This is a genomic window from Burkholderia mycopellens, from assembly GCF_964265025.1.
Lineage (GTDB): Bacteria > Pseudomonadota > Gammaproteobacteria > Burkholderiales > Burkholderiaceae > Burkholderia.
Window position 1 is genome coordinate 1622495 of record NZ_OZ183803.1, and the last position, 18048, is coordinate 1640542.

The window sequence follows — 18048 nt, forward strand, 5'->3', positions numbered from 1 at the left end:
GCGGTGAGTCGAGAAACTTTCCCTCGCGGAAGTAATTGCGGCTTTGTGAGCCGAATATCGACATCACAATGGTGTAATTAAAATGGAAGTTATTTGTCGGGCTTTTGGTTTATTTGCGCAATTCAAACTCCTGTCGGCATTTATTGCGGGAAAAGATAACAAGGAAGAAAACGGAGCGTCAAATATTTTTTGATGAAATCTAAAATGTTTAGATCGAGGTTTGGCAGGGTTGCCTAGAAAGGTTTCAAAGCTTGCAGTAGTCGTAAGTCGAACGTAGGGGTGTCGAACTGAATGCGCGGGGCGACGTGAACCGGTTCCTTGGGTGAACGTCGCTCGGGTGGGGAATCAAGGCACTCGCTTCGACGCTGTTCGTTCGAGCGTGGGTGCGCTGTAAGTACTTGGAAAGCGAGACAACGAGTGATCTATTGACATTGAAAGTGGCAATACACGTGGGGCGAGGTCGTGCAACACTTTCAGCGATTTCGATACCCGACGTGTTTCACGTCAGGTCAACACCATGTTCAGATTCTCGTCATCCGGCAGCGGCCGATGCGCATTGAAATCGCTCTTCGGCGGCTTCGCAAAGTGCGTGTTGAAAGCAGCGATGAAGGAGGGCGCATAAACGTTGGCGTCGTTGACCGTGCTGATTGCGCGCAATCTCAACTTCTTGACCAGCCGATCCTGCAACGTCTGGTGTGCACGCTCGACGCGCTCCTTGGCTGAGCTACTGTTCGCGCAGAACGTGTCGATGTTCAGGTCGTACATCGCCCGGCCGAAGTGCATCACGCTCTGGCCTGTCTTGCCGGCACTCGTGTTGCGAAACACGCTGTATTTGTCGCTGTAGAACGCCACCGGTTTGCCGTAGTGCTCCAGATACGTTCGCGTTGCCTCGAAGTAGCCGAATGTCGATTCGGTCTGCGTGAAGTGCAGCATCATCAGGCGGCTCGTCGCGTCGTCGACGTACACCAGCAACGTGCAGGCCGGCGCCCGATCTTCGAACCATCGATGGCCACTGCTGTCGATCTGGATCAGTTCGCCCAGGCATGCTCGTCGTGCTCGAGGTTGATAAACCTTCGGCGGACGCTGTCGGCGCGGAATCCATAAGCCAGCGTCCGTCATCAGCTTCCTGACCGTCTCCTTGGCCAGCCGAATGCCGTGACACTCCCAGAGCTTCTCGCAGGCCAGCGTCGGCCCGAAATCGGCATAGCGATCGCGGATGATCGACAGGGCCCGGTCGGCGGCCCCTGGATCCAGGCGACGGTTGCCGGGCTTCGCTCGATGTCCCGACACCAATCCCGCCGGGCCGTGCTCACGCAGCCGGGCGACCAGCCGCCAAATCTGCCGTGTCGTCAACTCCAGCCGTTCGGCCGCACGCCACTACAACCAATGTCATACCCGGATTCAGATGTCCACCTTCCAGCCATTTAGAAATGTCCGGTTTTAAGGTTGGTTTTGCTGCGTCTTTTTCCTCGTTTTGAGCGTTACACAGTGTCGAAGGTCGGCGCCTGAACGGGCAGGGCGCTCACGGTTGTTTCTCCAGCTTTTGCGGACCGACGGCCAGGTTTGGTTGGCGGCTTTGCGGTTTGCCGACGCTGCGCCAGATCCACGATCACATGCTCGACGTCGGCCTGCGTGATCTCGCGTTGCTTCTTCTTGCCCGCTTGGGGTTCGTTTCGGTCGGTCCGGGTTGAGTCGCCTCGATGTGTTCGAGACGGAGCTTTGCCGATTCGACTGTTATCGCGTTGCGCCTGAAGGGCTTGCGCGACCTGCAGCACATGACTCAAGCGCTTGTGCTCGACGACGGCACCTTGATCGATTTCAGCCAGGCGATCGTACTGCCGGCAGCGCAACACACGATCGTCAGCCCGGATCTCGATCCGCCCATCCGGGTACTCCCAGACCTCGATCTGACGGTCGATCAGTTTCCGGTTGGCCGGCGTGTCTTCCAGCAAGTACATCACCCGGTCGTACTGCACCGTGAGCGACTTCGTCACTTTCCGCGGCTCGCGCCACGTCAGCACCAAGTCCAGACTCTCGTCGGCCCGCAGCGGCCGATGCGCATTGAAGTCGCTCTTCGGCGGCTTCGCGAAGCGCGCGTTGTAGGCGGCCATGAAGGAGGGCGCATAAGCGTTCGCGTCGGCCACCGTATTGATCCCGCGCAATCGCATCTCCTTGACCAATCGATCCTGCAACGTCAGGTGCGCTCGCTCCACGCGTCCCTTGGCCGAACTGCTGCTCGCACAGAATGTGTCGATGTTCAGCTCGTACATCGCCCGACCAAACGGCGTCACGCGATTGCCAGTCTTGCCCGGCTTCACGTTGCGAAACACGCTAGCCTTGTCGCTGTAGAACGCCCCCGGTTTGCCATGGCGTTCGATATACGCCCGCGTTGCCTCAAAGTAGCTGAAGGTCGATTCCGTCTGCGTGAAGTGCAGCATCATCAGTCGACTCGTCGCGTCATCCACATACACCAGCAGCGTGCAGGCCGGCGCCCGTTCCTCGAACCACCGATGATCGCTGCCGTCGATCTGGATCAGTTCGCCCAGGCACGCCCGGCGCGCTCGCGGCTGATAAACCTTCGGCGGACGCTGCCGGCGCGGAATCCAGAGCCCGGCGTCCGTCATCAGCTTCCTGACCGTCTCCTTGGCCAACCGAATGCCGTGACATTCCCACAGCTTCTCGCAAGCCAGTGTCGGGCCGAAATCGGCGTAGCGATCTCGGATGATCGACAGGGCCCGGTCGGCGGCTCCTGGATCCAGACGACGGTTGCCGGGCTTCGCTCGATGTCCCGACACCAATCCCGCCGGGCCGTGCTCACGCAGCCGGGCGACCAGCCGCCGAATCTGCCGTGTCGTCAACTCCAGCCGTTCGGCCGCACGCCACGGCTTGAGCTTGCCGTCGGCTACGTCCTGAATGACCTTGAACCTGTCCAGCTCGCGCATCGTCATCGTGATCCGCTCCGTTGCAGCCATCGCAGCCTCCGGCGCCGGACACCCGGCGGCCGGACAGCTTACGCGGCCCGAAAAGCGGACATTTCAATCTAGCCAAAAGGGGATGCGGACCAAATCTTGGACTACCTGGAGGTAGTCCATGTATTCATACGAAGACCGCGTTCGGGCGGTCGAGCTGTACCTGAAGCTTGGCAAGCGCATCAAGGCGACAATCCGCCAGTTGGGTTACCCGACGAAGAATTCTCTCAAGGCATGGTGCGAGGAATTCGAGAACAGCGGCGATTTGCAGAAGGAGTATGTTCGCGGAAAGCAGAAGTATTCAGAAGAACAGAAGAACGTAGCACTTGAGCACTACGTCAACCACGGGCGCTGCTTCGCCTTCACCCTCAGGGAATTAGGCTATCCATGTCGCCAGATACTGACGGCGTGGGTTCGCGAGCGCTATCCGGAAACCAGGAGATGCGTGGTTGGCAAGGCAGGTCGACCGGTCGCGTCACTGGCGTCCAGGCAGGCCGCGGTGTACGAACTATGTACACGCGAAGGAAGTGCGCAGGCGTTGGCGCGAAAGCTGGACGTTGACAGGGTGACGTTGTACAACTGGAAGAACCAGTTACTCGGCCGAGAGGCCCCTGCATCCATGAAACGCGACAAGCGATCACCTGCGGAGACGGATCGGGACGAACTGGAGCGGCAGGTCGAAGGGCTCCGACGCGACATTCGCAATTTGCAGCTTGAACACGACCTGTTGAAGAAGGCGAATGAACTCCTAAAAAAAGACCTGGGCGTCGACCTGCCACTCCTGAGCAACCGGGAGAAGACAACGCTGGTTGACGCCCTGAGAGAAGAATACGGCTTGGCTGAGCTGCTTGCGCGGTTGGACCTAGCGCGCAGCTCCTATTTCTACCATCGGTCGCCCATACGGGTTGCCGACAAATATGCAGAAGTCCGTCGTACCGTTGCAGAGATCTTCGAGGACAATCACCGATCCTACGGCTATCGTCGGGTGCAGGCAGCGCTCGGCCGACAACGTGTGTTTCTATCGGAGAAGGTCGTGCGTCGGCTCATGAAACAAGGCGGCCTCCACGCAGCCAGGCCCAGGCGGCGCCGATACCGTTCTTATATCGGGGAAATCAGCCCTGCCCCAGATAACATCATCAATCGCGATTTCCGTGCTGACGCCCCCAACGAAAAGTGGGTGACCGATATCTCCGAGTTCCAGATTCCTGCGGGTAAGGTATATCTGTCGCCCATGATCGACTGCTTTGATGGCATGGTAGTCAGCTGGTCGATCGGCACAAGCCCTGACGCAGAACTCGTGAATACCATGTTAGACGCGGCTATCGAGACCGTGACTGAAGCAGATAAAACGCCGATCGTGCATTCCGATCGCGGTGGCCACTACCGTTGGCCTGGCTGGCTATCGCGGGTTGCAAAGGCTAATCTGATTCGATCCATGTCGCGTAAAGCCTGTTCCCCGGACAACGCAGCCTGTGAGGGATTCTTCGGCAGGCTGAAGACCGAGATGTTCTATCCAGGAGACTGGCGTTCGACGACCATCGCGGAGTTCATTGAGGTACTGAGCGCCTACATTCGCTGGTACAACGAGAAACGGATCAAGGGCTCGCTTGGCTATCTCAGCCCCATCGAGTACCGTGAAAGCCTGGGGCTAACGACGTAAATCAGTCCAAGAAAATAGCCGCATCCCCAAAGCGGACATTTCAATCTAGCCACTACACCAAAATGTCATACCCGGATTCAGATGTCGTAGTGCCAGCTAAATACAGATGTCGCATGTTTCATCGGTTTTCCGTCCTTCAGCGTTGAAGCGCCGAGCTTGAAGCAGCAGGGCGCTTGCGTTCACCCGCGGGCCTTCGCAGACCGTCGGTTCGATTCCGGTTGATGTGTGTGTGAGGCAACCTGCAGGATGGCTCCTTCGATATCAGCCTCCGTGAACGCACGCTGTTTCTTGGCACCTGGCAACGATGCCTTGGCTCGTACCGGTAACCCTCGATTGGCACGCGACGGCGAACCCGAGATCCGCCGGTTGTCGCGCTGCGCCTGGATCGCTTCAGCCACCTGCAGCGCATGACTCAGACGCTTGTGCTCGATGATCGCGCCTTGATCAACCTCCGCCAGCTTGTCGTAAAGGCGGCATCGCAATAGCTCGCCATCGGCCCGTATTTCGATCCGGCCATCCGGGTACTCCCAGACGTCGATGTAGCGATGAATCAGTTTCCGATTCTCCAGCGTATCGTCCAGCAGATACAGCACCCGGTCGTACAGCACCGTGAGCGACTTCGAGACCCGACGCGTTTCGCGCCAGGTCATCACCCGGTCCAGATTCTCGTCGTCTCGCAGCGGCCGGTGCGCATTGAAGTCGCTGCGCGGCGGCTTCGCGAAGCGACGATTGAAATCAGCGATGAAGGAGGGCGCATACGCGTTGGCGTCGGCGACCGTGCTGATGCCGCGCAAGCGCATTTCCTTGACCAACCGGTCCTGCAGCGTCAGGTTGGCCCGTTCCACACGCCCCTTGGCCGAGCTGCTGTTCGCGCAGAACGTGTCGATGTTCAGCTCATACATAGCCCGGCCAAACTGCGTCACGCTGCTGCCGGTCTTGCCTGCGGTCGGGCTGCGGAACACGCTGTACTTGTCGCTGTAGAACGCCACCGGCTTGCCGTAACGTTCCAGATATGCCCGCGTCGCCTCGAAGTAGCTGAACGTCGATTCGGTCGTCGTAAAGTGCAGTTGCATCAACCGGCTAGTCGCGTCGTCCACGTACACCAGCAGCGTGCAGGCCGACGCTCGGTCCTCGAACCATCGATGATCGCTGCCGTCGATCTGGATCAGTTCACCCAGGCACGCCCGGCGCGCTCGCGGTTGGTAGACCTTCGGCGGTCGTTGCCGGCGCGGAATCCAGAGCCCAGCATCTGTCATCAGCTTCCTGACCGTTTCCTTCGACAGCTGCAGCCCATGGCATTCGCAAAGCTTCTCGCAGGCCAGCGTCGGCCCAAAATCGGCGTAGCGCTCCCGAATCAGGCCCAAGGCACGATGTGCCAAATCCTCGGGCAGTTGATGGTTGCTCGCATGGCCACGGCGCTGCGAAAGCAGCCCGGCCGGGCCAGCAGCCCGATACCGGGCGACCAGCCGTTCAATCTGCCGTCGACTGATCCCGAGCCGCTCCGCGGCTCGCCAAGGCATCAGGCGCTGCTCGATCACAGCTTCCACGACCTTCAGACGATCCAGCTCCCGCATGCTCATGGTGATCAGTCCAGGTTGGCCCACGATGCGCTCCGGCAGTTCGAACCGCCGCCAGCATGCGCCGAAACCCTCGAGCTACGACATAATGAAATGGCCAGCCCGATCCCAGCGATCGTTCTACGATAGGCAGTTCGGTCCACGGTAGAGGAGAGCGCCATGAACGAGGTCACGCTGATCGGCATCGATTTGGGCAAGCATGTGTTTCATCTGCACGCACAAGATGCAAAGGGTCACGAAGTATTTCGCAAGAGGCTGACGCGCGCTCAACTCTTGCCGTTTTTCGGGAATCTGAAGGCCGTGACAGTTGTCATGGAGGCCTGCGCGGGATCGCATTGGCTTGCACGCCAATTGATCGCCATGGGACATACCGCCAAGCTCGTTTCGCCTCAGTATGTCCGCCCCTTTGTGAAGAGCAACAAGAACGACTACATCGATGCCGAAGCGATTTGTGAGGCTGCAGCACGCCCCTCGATGCGTTTTGTAGAACCTCGCTCAGAGGCACAGCAAACGCTTGCTGCGTTGCATCGGGTTCGAGAGGGCCTCGTCGTAGAGCGCACGGCTACCATCAATCGAATTCACGGCATTCTTCTGGAATTCGGTATTAGTCTGCCAACGTCCAAAGCTGTTTTTCATCGCATTCCCGACACCTTGGCCGCCAATGAGTTGCCGCCTCGACTGGCCGAGCTGCTGCACCGATTGCACGAACATTATCGATATCTGGATCAACAGGTCCATGACATCGACAAAGATCTGACGATGCAGCTACGCGAGGACGAAAATGCAGTCCGACTGCTGTCGATTCCTGGTATCGGCGTCATCACGGCGAGCCTTCTCGCGTCCGAGATCGGGAACGTTAGTCAGTACGATGGCGGACGCAACTTTGCGGCGTCGATCGGTCTCGTGCCCAGGCAACATAGCACCGGTGGCCGAAACATCTTGTATGGAATCAGCAAGCGAGGCGACAAGCATCTGCGACACTTGTTGGTCCAATGTGCGCGAGCCGTCATCCAGCGAGTGGCGCTACGAACTGATCGGTTGGGGGAATGGATCAGATCGATGCTCACACGACGCCATTCGAACGTGGTGGCATGCGCGGTAGCCAACAAGCTGGCTCGAATCGCTTGGGCTGTATTGACGAAGCACGCGGTGTACGATCCGTCGCGCGGTTGTCGTGCTTGAAAATTTGTCCCGCCAGGTTTTGCGACTGCTGTAACTCTGATGATCTAACGGCACAGCGACCGGACGAAGAACCTGACAAGTTGTACAGCTCCCAGCAGCTGCCGACATTTTGAGGATCGACCGGTGCGGTTTTCATCGTGGAACGAGGCTCTACCTCAGATTCCGGATAGATTTGCGCAAGCCAAAGACATCAGAACCAGGGGTTGCAAAATTCGGGCTGGCCATAGATTACTACTTTGCTCCTACACCAAATGTCATAGCCATTTCAAGATGTCGGGGCGCCAGCTAAATAGAAATGTCGTGTTTTCAGGGGTTCATGATTTGTTTCTCATGGGCTGCAGATCACGCCGTGTCGAAGAGCTGGTCCTGAACGGGCAGGGTGCTTACGCTTGCGTCATTGCCCCTTGCAGACCGACGGCTAGGTTTGCGCGCGGGCTGTTGCGGCTGTCTGCGTTCGGCGAGATCCACGATTACCTGCTCGACGTCGGCCTGCGTAAATGCACGTTGCTTCTTCGTGCCAACGGGTTGCTTTGAACCGCGGACGGCCTGACCTTGATTGGTTCGCGACGGCGATCCGGAGGTTCGACGGTTGTCGCGCTGAGCCTGAAGCGCTTGCGAAACTTGTAGCACGTGACTCAATCGCTTTTGCTCGATCACTGCACCTTGATCGACTTCCGCCAGCTTGTCGGTAAGCGCTCGACATGTACCGTCTGTTCGTGAGAGCGCGGCATAGGCAATCTGATTCCCATCAGATGTAATGGGAATCAGATCGATGAAGCCAGTAGTGCATGGAAGACAACCGGGATCGAGGAACTACACGAAGGAGTTTCGGGAAGCGGTTGCTGCTGAAGCGAACGATCCGAATCGTTCAATTGCCGAAGTGGCCCGTGCGCATGGCTTGAATGCCAATATGGTCGCGCAGTGGCGGAGAAGCTTACTGGAAGCGCAACGTGCAACTTCGACACCAAGCATCGCGCTGCTGCCAGTTGATGTGATCGATCTGCCATCGAAAAACGTCCCAAACCACTCTCTGCCGCAAACGCTGGATGTGTCGGCGAGCCCGGCGATGTCGCCGAGCTGTGAAATCGAGATCGAGGTTGGCAAGCGACGTATCCGCATCCGCGGCGTGTCACAGGAGTTCGCTGAACGGTATCTACGAGAGTGCCTGAAGTGATTCCGCCGAACACGCGAATCTGGATCGCGGCGGGCGTCACGGACATGCGTTCCGGCTTTAACTCGTTGGCCTCGAAAGTACAGACGGTGCTAGAGAAAGATCCGTTCTCCGGACACGTGTTTGTGTTTCGGGGCAAGCGAGGTGACTTGCTGAAGTGCTTGTGGTGGTGTGACGGCGGCCTGTGCCTTCTCTCGAAGCGCCTCGAGAAAGGACGCTTCGCGTGGCCGCGCGCCGATGCCGGCGTTGTCGCGCTGACGACCGCTCAGCTCGCGCTCTTGCTCGAGGGTTTCGATTGGCGGCAGCCGATCGATGCAGCGCGCCCGCGAAGCGCATTGTAAACGTTCATTACGCGTGGCGAGCTTGAGGGTGGCGTCGTGTAAGCTCACTGCATGTCTGCTGCTCCCGCCGATCTCCCCGATGACATTGACGCGCTGAAGGCGATGGTCGCCAATTTGCGCGAGCAGCTCTCGTCGCGCGCGATCGAGATCGAACATCTGAAGCTGACGATCGCCAAGCTGCGCCGGATGCAGTTTGGCCGGAAATCGGAGAAGCTGGATCGCCAGATCGAACAGCTTGAATTGCGGCTGGAAGACCTGCAGGCCGATGAAGGCTCGGCCGATATGGCCACCGCTCCTGCGTTGAAACGGCCGAGTCGCGAAGGTGTGGGCCGCAAGCCGTTGCCCGATCACCTTGAGCGCGAAGAGCGCATCCATCTGCCCGCGGACGATGACTGCCCCGATTGCGGCGGCCAACTCAAACTGCTGGGCGAAGACGTCGCGGAACAGCTCGAATACGTCCGGGCGCACTTCCGCGTGATCCGCCACCGCCGTCCGAAGCTGGCCTGCGCATGCTGCGATCGCATCGTACAGGCCGCGGCACCGAGTCGACCGATCGATCGTGGCATCCCGGGTCCGGCGCTGCTCGCGCACATTGCCGTGTCGAAGTTCGCGTACCACATCCCGCTGCATCGCCAGGCAGTCATGTACGCGCGCGACGGCGTCGAGATCGAGCCGGGTGCGATGGGGTATTGGATGGGAAGCATCACGGCGCTGCTTGCACCGCTGGTCGACACCGTACGCCGATACACGTTAGCCGGCGGCAAGGTTCACGGGGACGACACGCCGCTGCCTGTGCTGGCACCCTGCAACGGTCGCACAAAGACAGGACGCCTGTGGGTCTACGTGCGTGATGACCGGCCGAGTGCCTCCGAAGAGCCGGCGGCGGTCTGGTTCACCTATACGCCGGATCGACGTGGTGAACATCCCCAGCAGCATCTCGCGCACTTCGCCGGCGTGCTGCAGGCCGATGCGTTTGCCGGCTATGCCGAGCTGTATCGCGGCGGCACCATCCAGGAAGCTGCATGTATGGCCCACGCTCGCCGGAAAATCCACGACCTGCATGCGGTGCGTCCCAATGCCGTAACCGAAGAGGCACTGCACAGGATCGGCGCGCTCTACAAGATCGAAGAGCAGATCCGCGGCAAACCGCCCGATGAACGACGCAGAGTACGTCAGGCACAAGCGGTGCCGTTGCTCGACGACATGAAGCTCTGGTTCGAAGCGACGCTCGCCACGCTCTCTGCGAAATCCGACACGACCAAGGCACTTCGGTATGCGATGAATCGCTGGTCGGCACTGGTCTATTACTGCAGCGACGGGCAGGTGGAGATCGACAACCTGATCGCCGAGCGGGCGCTGCGTGGCGTCGCGATCGGGAGGCGCAACTACTTGTTCGCCGGCGCCGACTCCGGTGGTGAACGGGCCGCCGCGATGTATAGCCTGATCGGCACGGCGCGCCTGAACGGCCTCGATCCGGAGGCGTATCTCGCTTACGTGCTCGAGCGTATCGCTGACCATCCGGTCAATCGCGTCGATGAGCTGCTGCCGTGGCATGTGGCGCCGTTGTTGCCGTCTACCGCTCACGTCGATCCCATCCGATAGCATCGCGGATACCCCTCCGTCAACGACATGCGCTACGGTGCTGATCGGGTGCTTACGCTTGTCGTAAAGACGGCAAGACAGAACCTTGCCATCGGCTCGGATTTCGATCCGCCCGTCGGGGTACTCCCATACATCGATGTAGCGGTGAATCAGCTTCCGGTTGACCGGCGTGTCGTCCAGCAAGTAAAGCACTCGGTCGTGGAGCACGGTCAGCGATTTCGATACCCGACGTGTTTCACGCCACGTCAATAACGTATCCAGATCCTCGTCGTCTCGCAGTGGCCGATGCGCATTGAAGTCGCTGCGCGGCGGCTTCGCGAAGCGTGTGTTGTAGGCTGCCATGAAGGAGGGCGCATACGCATTGGCCTCGGCTACCGTGCTGATCCCGCGCAGCCGCAGTTCCTTCACGAGCCGGTCTTGCAAGGTCAGATGCGCTCGCTCGACACGGCCCTTGGCCGAGCTGCTGTTCGCGCAAAACGTATCGATGTTCAACTCATACATGGCCCGGCCAAACTGCGTCACGCTGCTTCCGGTCTTGCTCGCGGTTGGGCTGCGGAACACGCTGTACTTGTCGCTGTAGAGCGCTCCAGGTTTGCCGTAACGCTCCAGATACGCCCGCGTCGCTTCGAAGTAGCTGAAGGTCGATTCGGTCTGCGTGAAGTGCAGATGCATCAACCGACTCGTCGCGTCGTCGACGTACACCAGCAGCGTGCAGGCCGGCGCCCGTTCCTCGAACCATCGATGATCGCTGCCGTCGATCTGGATCAGTTCACCCAAGCAGGCGCGCCGGGCCCGCGGCTGATAGACCTTCGGCGGCCGCTGCCGGCGTGGCACCCACAAACCGGCATCCGTCATCAGCTTCCGGACCGTCTCCTTGGCCAACTGGATGCCATGGCACTCGGACAACTTCTCGCAGGCCAGCGTCGGGCCAAAATCCGCGTAGCGCTCGAGAATGATCGCCAGCGCTCGCCGAGCCAGTTCCTCGTCCAATCGCCGGTTCCCCGGACGACCACGTTTGAGCGACGTCAGTCCAGCCGCACCAGATTCCCGGTACCGAATCACTAGCCGTTCGATCTGCCGGACCGTTAGGCCCAGTCGTTCGGCCGCGCGGCCAGGCTTCAGGCCCAAATCCACCACAGCCTGGATTACCTTCAGACGGTCGAGTTCTCGCATGTTCAATGTCACCAGTGCTGTTCGGTGCATCGCCGGCTCCATGATCTGACGGGGAGCCGGCAAGCTTACCGAGGTCCAAACGCGACATTTCTAAATGGCTAGAACACGACATTTCTAAAAAGCTACTACACCAAAACTATCGATAATTCACGTTATGTCAAATAGGCGTCGCGCCCGCCGGGCGGCCAACGAAGCCTATTTCGTCGTATCAATCTGACCCGTATTTCTCCCTATCCCGTCGATTCGTGCAACGCCGACAACCCGTTTACCAAGGCGCGATAAACACGACCATGCTCGACCTGTTCGGAGAAGTCATCGTCACCGCCGACGACATCGCTCAGTGGGTTGCCGCGCTCGCGCCGGCCTACATGTCGAGCGAGCGCGCCTTCGAACGTTACGTGCGCCTCTGGCACGTGGCCGACAAGGTGCGCGCCGCGAAGATCGCTGGCACCTTCGATTCCACCATCGAGCGAGCACGCGAACGCCGCGCGCTCATCGCTCGCCGCTTCGGGATCATCCCATGATTGACTGGCTCGTCCGCCCGATTGTCTGGGCCGTCGTTTGGCTGTTCACGTGGCTCTTTGGCGAACCGCTCGACCCCGACAACCTCGAATGAAAAGCCCCGGATTTCCGGGGCTTTTCTTTAGCGCGAGCGCTTGAAGCGACCCTTGCTGTCGCGCTCGCGGCGGCGATGATGCTTTGCCATGATGACCTCCGTCAGTCGGCAATCCCCAATTTGGCCTCGATCCGCGTCAAGCGTTTCTCGACCCCCAAAATGTATCGGAAGCAGCCCACCGGCACGACCAGTATCTGCACGATGCTCACGCCGATGGTCAGCCACTGAGCTGCATCCATTACGCCCCCGTGCCCGAACTTTCCGGCAGGAACACGCCGATCAGACCGAACAGCGCCGACAGCGCCGTGCCGATCGCACCGACGACGTGCGGATCGGCACCGTTCGCGACGGCGAGCTGCGAGCCCACGGCCGCGAGGCCTGCGAGCGCTGCATGCGTGCTCGGCTCGGCCAGTCTTGCAAAAATATTCATCATGATCCCCTGTTGAATTGCGTTACCACCCCGTGCCGTTCCCCGTGTCAAACGTCGAGTCCGGCGCTTGTTTCGGCGCGAAAAAGCTGCCGTCGATGATGCTCATCAACCAGCCCGCCAGCCCGCCATTACCGCCCGTTCCGCCCGATCCGCCGATCAGGCCCATCGATAGTCCATCGAGCACGCTCGACGGCACCGATACGATTCCGTTCGCGAGATTCGCAGCGCCGTCCACGGCCGGAATCCCCGTATCGTTCGGCACAACCGGCGTGCCCGCCGTTGTCCAGGCGGTCGACGCACCGTCCGCGATCGCCCCGCCGGCCTCGCTCGCCGCACTCGATATCGAGCTGCCGAGCGACGATAGGCCGCCGCCGACCTTGCGCGCGGCATACCAGAGCAGACCGCCCACGACGACGACGGTCACCGTCACTTCGAGCGCGTCGCTTTTCAGGCTCACAGGTGGAATCCCCACACGTTCGCCGTCGACTGTCCGGCCGCCCCCATTGCCGCGATTGCATCGGCGCCGAGCTGCGCACTGATCGCATCCGGGTTCCAGCTCGTCGACGAGTAGACCTGATCGACGGAGCCCGTCACGTTGACGCCGCCCGTGTTCGTGCCGAGCGGGAACGTGAGGTTCTGCCAAAGCGCGCCCGCGTTCGGGCTTGTCGCGCCGATTGGTGCACTCAGCCCGGCCGCACCTGATCCGCCGGAGCTGCCGCCCGCGCTCTGGAAGTACTTCAGCAGCGCGAATCCGAGCGCAGCCACGCCGAGCCCGAGTGCCACGTTGTTCAACGTGTCTTTCATGCCGTCACCCCGCCCGCGTTCGTGAACCATGCAATCAGGCTTGAGAGCGAGTTTTCATGCTGGCCGTAGCCGGCGCCCGCGAGCGACGCCCACACGGGCGCGCACTTCGCGATGGCCGCCTGGATATTGCCGCCGTCGATGTCCGACAGAGCGCCCTTGTTCGCGCAGAGCTGAAGCGCCATCGCGTCTTGCGTGGCCGGCGAGAAGTCCGTGAGCCCCGTTTGACTCGATACCGTCTGGAACGTCGGCCAGTTGATCTGGTAGCGGCCGGCCGCCGTCGAGTTGAACTTCGCGTTGTAGATCCGCGGATGGTGCGAGTAGTCGGAGAAGGTGAGCGGGTTCGCCGCGGTCGCGCCGACGAGCACGTTATAGCCGTCGTCCGTTTCCGCGAGCAGCGCCGCGCCGATCTCGCTCTGCGCGATCATGTCGAGAAACGCTTGACGATTTTGGTTCGGATCGCCGCCGGTATAGGTGCCCGTCATATCGAGTAAATCTCCCGTTGCACTGCCAACAATGTCGCCCGGCGTGAAGCTGGCGACATCCTGATCGCCCTGCTCGCTCAGGTACAGCAGCGCTACCGCGCTCGCCGCGAGCAACACGAACGGAGCCGCGCTCATCAGTAAAGCGGGAACCAGTTCGTTGCCGACGCACGGCACACATACGCGTGCCCTGCATTCGCCGCGATCGTGTTCGGCGCGCCAGTTACCGTTCCGAATGGCGCGTTAACCGTGAGCGACGTGACCGCCACATCCGATGCAAACCGCGCGATCTGGCCATCCGTCGAGCACGCCGGCAACGTGAGCGTCAGGCTCGCGATCGTTCCGCTGCCGTGGATCAATTCCGTTTCCTGGGTGGCGCCCATGGTGAGCGTGCTTCCGCTGGCCGGCGTGGTGTACTGATAGCCCGAATCGATTTCGGATTTCGCGTGAGCGACCAGCGGCGAAACAGTCAGCACGCCCCCGCTTGGCATCTGCATCACGTAGGCATTCGCCACCGTGTCATAGACGAAGAAGTTGCCGGACAGGTCTTTTCCGACCTGCCACTTATTCGCGCCGTTGTCGTTCAGTAGCACGACGCTTTGCTGACCGCCGGCATTGTCGACCGTTATCGATCCGTTGCCGGAAGGCGCTTTCGCAATGAAGCCGCTGTTCACCTGAACAGCATGCCCTGAACCGCTGTCCGTGAAATTCAGGCTACCATTCGCCGCGACCTGTTCCGTCCAGGCGCGCACCGCGCCCGCGCCGTCGTAGTAGTCGTACACGACCGGCTGACTTGCGACGTTCGATCCGGACGCTGCTAGGGCACCCCAGTGCGCCGCTACATTCGCGACACCATCCTGTGTGACGAAGCCATACGTCCATTTCGCGATCGACGGGTTTTGCACCGAAAGCGAACCGACCGTGAAGCCGACTGCCGCCGCCGGCTGCACTAGCGACGAACCCGTTATCGTCGGACCTTGCACGTTCGTATGCGGTGACGTCACATCGAAATCGATCTCGATGCCGTTGAGCTGCACGCCCGTGATGGTCGACGTTGCATAGGTCGTGTTGTCGATCAGGACGTTGTTTTGTCCCCAGCATGCCGCGCTATTCACGCCGCATGTTGCGACGCTGAAATAGTTCACGCTGTTTCCGCTGTTCGGCGTGCCGGTGCCATTCTGATTGTTGATGTAGCTGCCGTACCCGCTCATCGTCGTCACGGTCGATCCCGATGGAACGGTGAGCGTCGACTGATTCGCATCGAACGACGTGCAACCCGAGCAGATTCCAGTGTAGATGCCTTGACCGGTCGTGCCCGGCTTCGACAGGCTTTGCGCCATCGCCCCCGCCGACGTAATCGCGGCCGTATAGCCTCCCGTCACGTTCAGGCTTTTCGTCGCGACGTTCGCCGCAAGACGCCCCGCGAGTCCCGACAACAAATCCGACGCCGATTGCGCGTGCGCATACTGCGTTTCGATCAGACCGACGCAGGCGCCGGCCCACATGCAGAGCGCAATGAGCGCCGTCCGATATGGATAGTTCTTCATCAGCTCACCGTCTGGATATTGGCCGTCGTGCCCGTATCGGAAATCGCGTACCACGCCGCTTGCGGCGCATCGCGTTCGATGTAGGTATCGCCCGGTTGGATCACTACCGCCGCGTTCGCGAACGTCGTTCCGGCCGCCGCCGTGATCGCGAGCTGCCCCGTGCCCGCGTTGCGCACGCGCAAGCCCTTGCGGCCCGCGCTTGCAGCGATCAGCGCGATGCCTGACGTACCGACCACGACCGGCGATGCATCGGCCGGCGCACTGGCCGGCGGTTGAACCTGCACGGCAACGGGCGCACTGGCAGGTGCCGAAACCTGCACTGGCGCACCCGGTTCGCTCACGAGCGATACCGGCACCGGGTTCGCGCTCGTATTGTTGATCCCGACGTTCGTCGCCGTGAGCGTCGCGCCGGACACGTTCACCGTTCCCTGCACAGTCACCGGAAACGGCGAACCCGGTTCGCTCACGATCGCGACCGGCACCGGGTTGCCGTTACCGTTCGCGATCTGCACGGACGTTTGGTTGAGCTGGATATCGATGTCGCCCTGGGTGACGATGAAGGCGACGTTGTTGTCCGCCGACGTTGTGATCGCCACCGTCACGAAACCAAGAGCCGGCGTGAGCTTCGCGCCCGCGCCGACGTTTTGCACCGTTTCACGCCCACCCAACGCATCCGTCAGCGTGATCGTGAGCGTGTTTCCGGCGTCGCTCGACTGGACATAGAGCGTGCGCCCACCGAGGGCCGCGTTATAACCTGCCTGCTGACCGGTTGCCGGGTCTGGGTTCGCGAGAATCTTTTGTGCGATGGTCTGCATCAGGCGGCCTCTTTCAGCAGGAACGGCATCGTCACCGCGAGCGCGGCAATGATCAGGCCGCCAATCACGATCGTGCGCTGGTTGCCGGTTTTCGCGTCCTGATACGCGGCCGCGACGTCGCTGGCCGTCGTATTCGCTTGCCCGATGACCGCGCTGCTCGCGCTGCCATACGCAGCCTGGACGGCCGCGATCGCCTGAGAGGTCGCATCCTTGTACGCCTGCTGCGCGCCCTGCGCGCTCGTGAGCACGCCGTTGATCGCATCCTCTGCCGTGTGCGCGCTCGCGCTCATGCTTGCCGTGCCGATGTTTTCGATCCCGGCCAGCGCATCGTGACCGAGCCCGAACGCAGCCGAGATTGCTCCGCCGTCGAGCTGGCTCACGTTGAGCGTCACGGTGCCGCCGCTCGACGCCGTTGCGCCGACGCCGGAACCGACGTTGTTCCGCTGGTCGGCGTTCGTCGTCGTCGAGGCCGACGACGAGTCCGACGAGCCGCCGCCGTTCGCCGGCACCATCGGCAGGCCGAGCGCGAGCAGCTTGATTTGTTGTGGGTTGCGAATCATTGCAGTTCCTTCCGCATGATGGTTCCGTTCTTGACGTGCCCGGCAACGCGGTATCCCTTGGCGATCGCCTTGCGGATCAGCCCGCGTCGACGCGTCTGGAATGCGATGGAGTCGAGCCCGACCGCCTGCGCTTCGATCAACTGCGCGAGCAGGTCTGTGAGGCAGACGCCGGCCGCGCCGGCCGCCGCCGTCACGAACGCCTCGCGACCATGCCGTTCGAGCAAATACGCGCAGACGGGCGCGCCGTCCTGCTCGATCACGAACGCGCGGCCGTTCGCCGCCATCCGTTCGAGCGAGTCGACGCCGCCGGTCGTGTCGTAACGCGCGACCGGTGCCAGTAATGGCACCACCGTTGCCGCGTCAGCCTCGCGCAGCGTCAGTCGCGGCGCTTGCGATGCATCACGAGCCACGCAACACCCCCGATAAGCAGCCACGGCGTGAGGTTCGAAAACGAGCCGATCGAAAAGCTATTCGTTGCGCCCGCCACCGCGCCCGCGATCGACGTACCGAGTTGCGGCGAGCCCGACACGATGAACGAGCCATCGTTGAAGCTGACCGGGTTGTAATCCGTCGCACTCGACGGGCCGGCCGACCCACCCGCGAAGGTGAGCGGCGGAAGGGAAAGACCGGGGACGGCGGCGACCATTACTTTTCCTCCGCGACCGCGAACAGCACGATCCCGATGAGCAGCAGCAACATGAAGCCGCCGCCGCCCTGCTGCACGTAGCCCGGCCCCTGCCCCACCGGGTACACGGCACCGTTCGGCGCGCGGTACGTCGGCAGCGCCTGCCCGGTCGCCGTCAGCCCATGGCTGATCGAGTCCGCGGCGACCAGCGTCGCGAGCCCGCCTTGAATGATCGACGTCCAGTCGACCGTCGAGCCGCCGGATTGAAGCTGCCCGAGCGTCTGCGAGCTGGCCGAAACCGGCGTTGAGTCCGTGACGGTCGACCAGTTGTAGCCATCCCCGACGCCCCCGCCGTTCACGCCGTATAGCGTCGACAGGTCGGATGAACCGCTGCTGTCTCCGCCATACGCCGCGAGCGTGTCGGACGACGGGTCGCTGATCCCCGTTCCGTCAAGCGTGAAAAGCGACATACGCCCTCCTGTTGGTTGGTGGACGTG

19 protein-coding genes and 2 pseudogenes are annotated in these 18048 nt (G+C 61.2%); 6 read left to right on the plus strand and 15 right to left on the minus strand.

From position 1 onward, the window contains the following. Positions 1–507: 507 nt before the first annotated feature. Together ACPTTC_RS25555 and ACPTTC_RS25560 are read right to left on the minus strand one after the other, a co-directional pair. Positions 508–1377 (minus strand): annotated as a pseudogene (locus ACPTTC_RS25555) (ISNCY family transposase); the annotation flags it as partial. A 104-nt stretch (positions 1378–1481) separates the two neighbouring features. Continuing rightward, positions 1482–2972 carry an ISNCY family transposase gene (locus tag ACPTTC_RS25560; RefSeq protein ID WP_423394437.1) on the minus strand — a complete coding sequence of 497 codons (1491 nt, stop codon included), beginning with the start codon at positions 2970–2972 and terminating at the stop codon, positions 1482–1484. A 118-nt stretch (positions 2973–3090) separates the two neighbouring features. Between ACPTTC_RS25560 and ACPTTC_RS25565 the strand changes: the two genes are divergently transcribed. Continuing rightward, positions 3091–4629, plus strand: a complete 1539-nt coding sequence (locus ACPTTC_RS25565; protein ID WP_423391215.1) for an IS3 family transposase — start codon at positions 3091–3093, stop codon at positions 4627–4629. Between the two features lie 179 nt (positions 4630–4808). On the opposite strand, the gene ACPTTC_RS25570 is transcribed toward ACPTTC_RS25565, so the two are convergent. Then, positions 4809–6209 carry an ISNCY family transposase gene (locus ACPTTC_RS25570; RefSeq protein ID WP_423395715.1) on the minus strand — a complete coding sequence of 467 codons (1401 nt, stop codon included), beginning with the start codon at positions 6207–6209 and terminating at the stop codon, positions 4809–4811. A gap of 156 nt (positions 6210–6365) precedes the next feature. Here ACPTTC_RS25570 and ACPTTC_RS25575 point away from each other — a divergent pair, with 156 nt between their 5' ends. The 4 genes from ACPTTC_RS25575 (at position 6366) to tnpC (ending at position 10502) form a co-directional block, all read left to right on the plus strand. Further along, complete coding sequence (locus ACPTTC_RS25575; protein ID WP_423392343.1) at positions 6366–7388, plus strand: IS110 family transposase; 1023 nt, start codon at positions 6366–6368, stop codon at positions 7386–7388. A gap of 772 nt (positions 7389–8160) precedes the next feature. After that, on the plus strand, positions 8161–8562 hold the full coding sequence (gene tnpA / locus ACPTTC_RS25580) for an IS66-like element accessory protein TnpA (RefSeq protein WP_423391978.1): 402 nt from the start codon (positions 8161–8163) through the stop codon (positions 8560–8562). Positions 8563–8606: 44 nt separating this feature from the next. Next, positions 8607–8900 (plus strand): IS66 family insertion sequence element accessory protein TnpB, encoded by a 294-nt coding sequence (gene tnpB / locus ACPTTC_RS25585; protein WP_057929670.1) that lies wholly within the window; start codon positions 8607–8609, stop codon positions 8898–8900. Positions 8901–8951: 51 nt separating this feature from the next. Further along, entirely contained in the window at positions 8952–10502 is a 1551-nt protein-coding gene (tnpC, locus tag ACPTTC_RS25590) for an IS66 family transposase (protein WP_423391979.1), read from the plus strand. Between the two features lie 57 nt (positions 10503–10559). On the opposite strand, the pseudogene ACPTTC_RS25595 reads toward tnpC, so the two are convergent. Next, a pseudogene (locus ACPTTC_RS25595) lies at positions 10560–11705 on the minus strand (ISNCY family transposase); the annotation flags it as partial. Positions 11706–11965: 260 nt separating this feature from the next. On the opposite strand from ACPTTC_RS25595, the gene ACPTTC_RS25600 reads away from it, so the two are divergent. Continuing rightward, a complete protein-coding gene (locus ACPTTC_RS25600) occupies positions 11966–12199 on the plus strand; it encodes a hypothetical protein (protein ID WP_423394438.1) in 234 nt (77 codons plus the stop codon). 193 nt (positions 12200–12392) lie between these two features. Here the strand turns inward: ACPTTC_RS25600 and ACPTTC_RS25605 are convergent, their stop codons facing one another. From ACPTTC_RS25605 to ACPTTC_RS25655, 11 genes are all read right to left on the minus strand, one after another. Next, complete coding sequence (locus ACPTTC_RS25605) at positions 12393–12530, minus strand: hypothetical protein (RefSeq protein ID WP_155623362.1); 138 nt, start codon at positions 12528–12530, stop codon at positions 12393–12395. Further along, positions 12530–12724 (minus strand): hypothetical protein, encoded by a 195-nt coding sequence (locus tag ACPTTC_RS25610; protein WP_423394439.1) that lies wholly within the window; start codon positions 12722–12724, stop codon positions 12530–12532. Before ACPTTC_RS25610 ends, ACPTTC_RS25605 begins: the two co-directional genes overlap by 1 nt. 19 nt (positions 12725–12743) lie before the next feature. Further along, entirely contained in the window at positions 12744–13145 is a 402-nt protein-coding gene (locus tag ACPTTC_RS25615; RefSeq protein ID WP_423394440.1) for a hypothetical protein, read from the minus strand. Between the two features lie 29 nt (positions 13146–13174). Further along, positions 13175–13525 (minus strand): hypothetical protein, encoded by a 351-nt coding sequence (locus ACPTTC_RS25620; protein ID WP_423394441.1) that lies wholly within the window; start codon positions 13523–13525, stop codon positions 13175–13177. Beyond that, positions 13522–14142: a glycoside hydrolase family 104 protein gene (locus tag ACPTTC_RS25625; RefSeq protein WP_423394442.1), complete on the minus strand. Its 621-nt coding sequence runs from the start codon at positions 14140–14142 to the stop codon at positions 13522–13524. The genes ACPTTC_RS25620 and ACPTTC_RS25625 overlap by 4 nt, the downstream gene beginning before the upstream one ends. Next, entirely contained in the window at positions 14142–15344 is a 1203-nt protein-coding gene (locus ACPTTC_RS25630; protein WP_423394443.1) for a hypothetical protein, read from the minus strand. Before ACPTTC_RS25630 ends, ACPTTC_RS25625 begins: the two co-directional genes overlap by 1 nt. Positions 15345–15550: 206 nt before the next feature. Beyond that, the gene (locus tag ACPTTC_RS25635; protein ID WP_423394444.1) at positions 15551–16366 is read right to left on the minus strand and encodes a hypothetical protein; all 816 of its coding nucleotides are present in this window, start codon (positions 16364–16366) and stop codon (positions 15551–15553) included. Continuing rightward, positions 16366–16926 carry a hypothetical protein gene (locus ACPTTC_RS25640; protein ID WP_423394445.1) on the minus strand — a complete coding sequence of 187 codons (561 nt, stop codon included), beginning with the start codon at positions 16924–16926 and terminating at the stop codon, positions 16366–16368. Before ACPTTC_RS25640 ends, ACPTTC_RS25635 begins: the two co-directional genes overlap by 1 nt. Further along, a complete protein-coding gene (locus ACPTTC_RS25645) occupies positions 16923–17273 on the minus strand; it encodes a hypothetical protein (RefSeq protein WP_423394446.1) in 351 nt (116 codons plus the stop codon). The genes ACPTTC_RS25640 and ACPTTC_RS25645 overlap by 4 nt, the downstream gene beginning before the upstream one ends. 29 nt (positions 17274–17302) lie before the next feature. After that, positions 17303–17572 (minus strand): hypothetical protein, encoded by a 270-nt coding sequence (locus ACPTTC_RS25650; RefSeq protein WP_077056793.1) that lies wholly within the window; start codon positions 17570–17572, stop codon positions 17303–17305. After that, positions 17572–18021: a hypothetical protein gene (locus ACPTTC_RS25655; RefSeq protein WP_077056792.1), complete on the minus strand. Its 450-nt coding sequence runs from the start codon at positions 18019–18021 to the stop codon at positions 17572–17574. The genes ACPTTC_RS25650 and ACPTTC_RS25655 overlap by 1 nt, the downstream gene beginning before the upstream one ends. Positions 18022–18048 lie beyond the last annotated feature (27 nt).

What these genes read in the sequence shown, in the direction of transcription:
- ACPTTC_RS25620 (WP_423394441.1), bottom strand. Translation starts at nt 13,525, where the DNA reads ATGAAAGACACGTTGAACAACGTGGCACTCGGGCTCGGCGTGGCTGCG.
- ACPTTC_RS25600 (WP_423394438.1), top strand. Translation starts at nt 11,966, where the DNA reads ATGCTCGACCTGTTCGGAGAAGTCATCGTCACCGCCGACGACATCGCT.
- tnpA (WP_423391978.1), top strand. Translation starts at nt 8,161, where the DNA reads ATGAAGCCAGTAGTGCATGGAAGACAACCGGGATCGAGGAACTACACG.
- ACPTTC_RS25560 (WP_423394437.1), bottom strand. Translation starts at nt 2,972, where the DNA reads ATGGCTGCAACGGAGCGGATCACGATGACGATGCGCGAGCTGGACAGG.
- ACPTTC_RS25630 (WP_423394443.1), bottom strand. Translation starts at nt 15,344, where the DNA reads ATGGCGCAAAGCCTGTCGAAGCCGGGCACGACCGGTCAAGGCATCTAC.
- tnpB (WP_057929670.1), top strand. Translation starts at nt 8,607, where the DNA reads ATGCGTTCCGGCTTTAACTCGTTGGCCTCGAAAGTACAGACGGTGCTA.
- ACPTTC_RS25605 (WP_155623362.1), bottom strand. Translation starts at nt 12,530, where the DNA reads ATGGATGCAGCTCAGTGGCTGACCATCGGCGTGAGCATCGTGCAGATA.
- ACPTTC_RS25625 (WP_423394442.1), bottom strand. Translation starts at nt 14,142, where the DNA reads ATGAGCGCGGCTCCGTTCGTGTTGCTCGCGGCGAGCGCGGTAGCGCTG.
- ACPTTC_RS25570 (WP_423395715.1), bottom strand. Translation starts at nt 6,209, where the DNA reads ATGAGCATGCGGGAGCTGGATCGTCTGAAGGTCGTGGAAGCTGTGATC.
- ACPTTC_RS25565 (WP_423391215.1), top strand. Translation starts at nt 3,091, where the DNA reads ATGTATTCATACGAAGACCGCGTTCGGGCGGTCGAGCTGTACCTGAAG.
- ACPTTC_RS25575 (WP_423392343.1), top strand. Translation starts at nt 6,366, where the DNA reads ATGAACGAGGTCACGCTGATCGGCATCGATTTGGGCAAGCATGTGTTT.
- ACPTTC_RS25610 (WP_423394439.1), bottom strand. Translation starts at nt 12,724, where the DNA reads ATGATGAATATTTTTGCAAGACTGGCCGAGCCGAGCACGCATGCAGCG.
- ACPTTC_RS25635 (WP_423394444.1), bottom strand. Translation starts at nt 16,366, where the DNA reads ATGCAGACCATCGCACAAAAGATTCTCGCGAACCCAGACCCGGCAACC.
- ACPTTC_RS25655 (WP_077056792.1), bottom strand. Translation starts at nt 18,021, where the DNA reads ATGTCGCTTTTCACGCTTGACGGAACGGGGATCAGCGACCCGTCGTCC.
- ACPTTC_RS25650 (WP_077056793.1), bottom strand. Translation starts at nt 17,572, where the DNA reads ATGGTCGCCGCCGTCCCCGGTCTTTCCCTTCCGCCGCTCACCTTCGCG.
- tnpC (WP_423391979.1), top strand. Translation starts at nt 8,952, where the DNA reads ATGTCTGCTGCTCCCGCCGATCTCCCCGATGACATTGACGCGCTGAAG.
- ACPTTC_RS25640 (WP_423394445.1), bottom strand. Translation starts at nt 16,926, where the DNA reads ATGATTCGCAACCCACAACAAATCAAGCTGCTCGCGCTCGGCCTGCCG.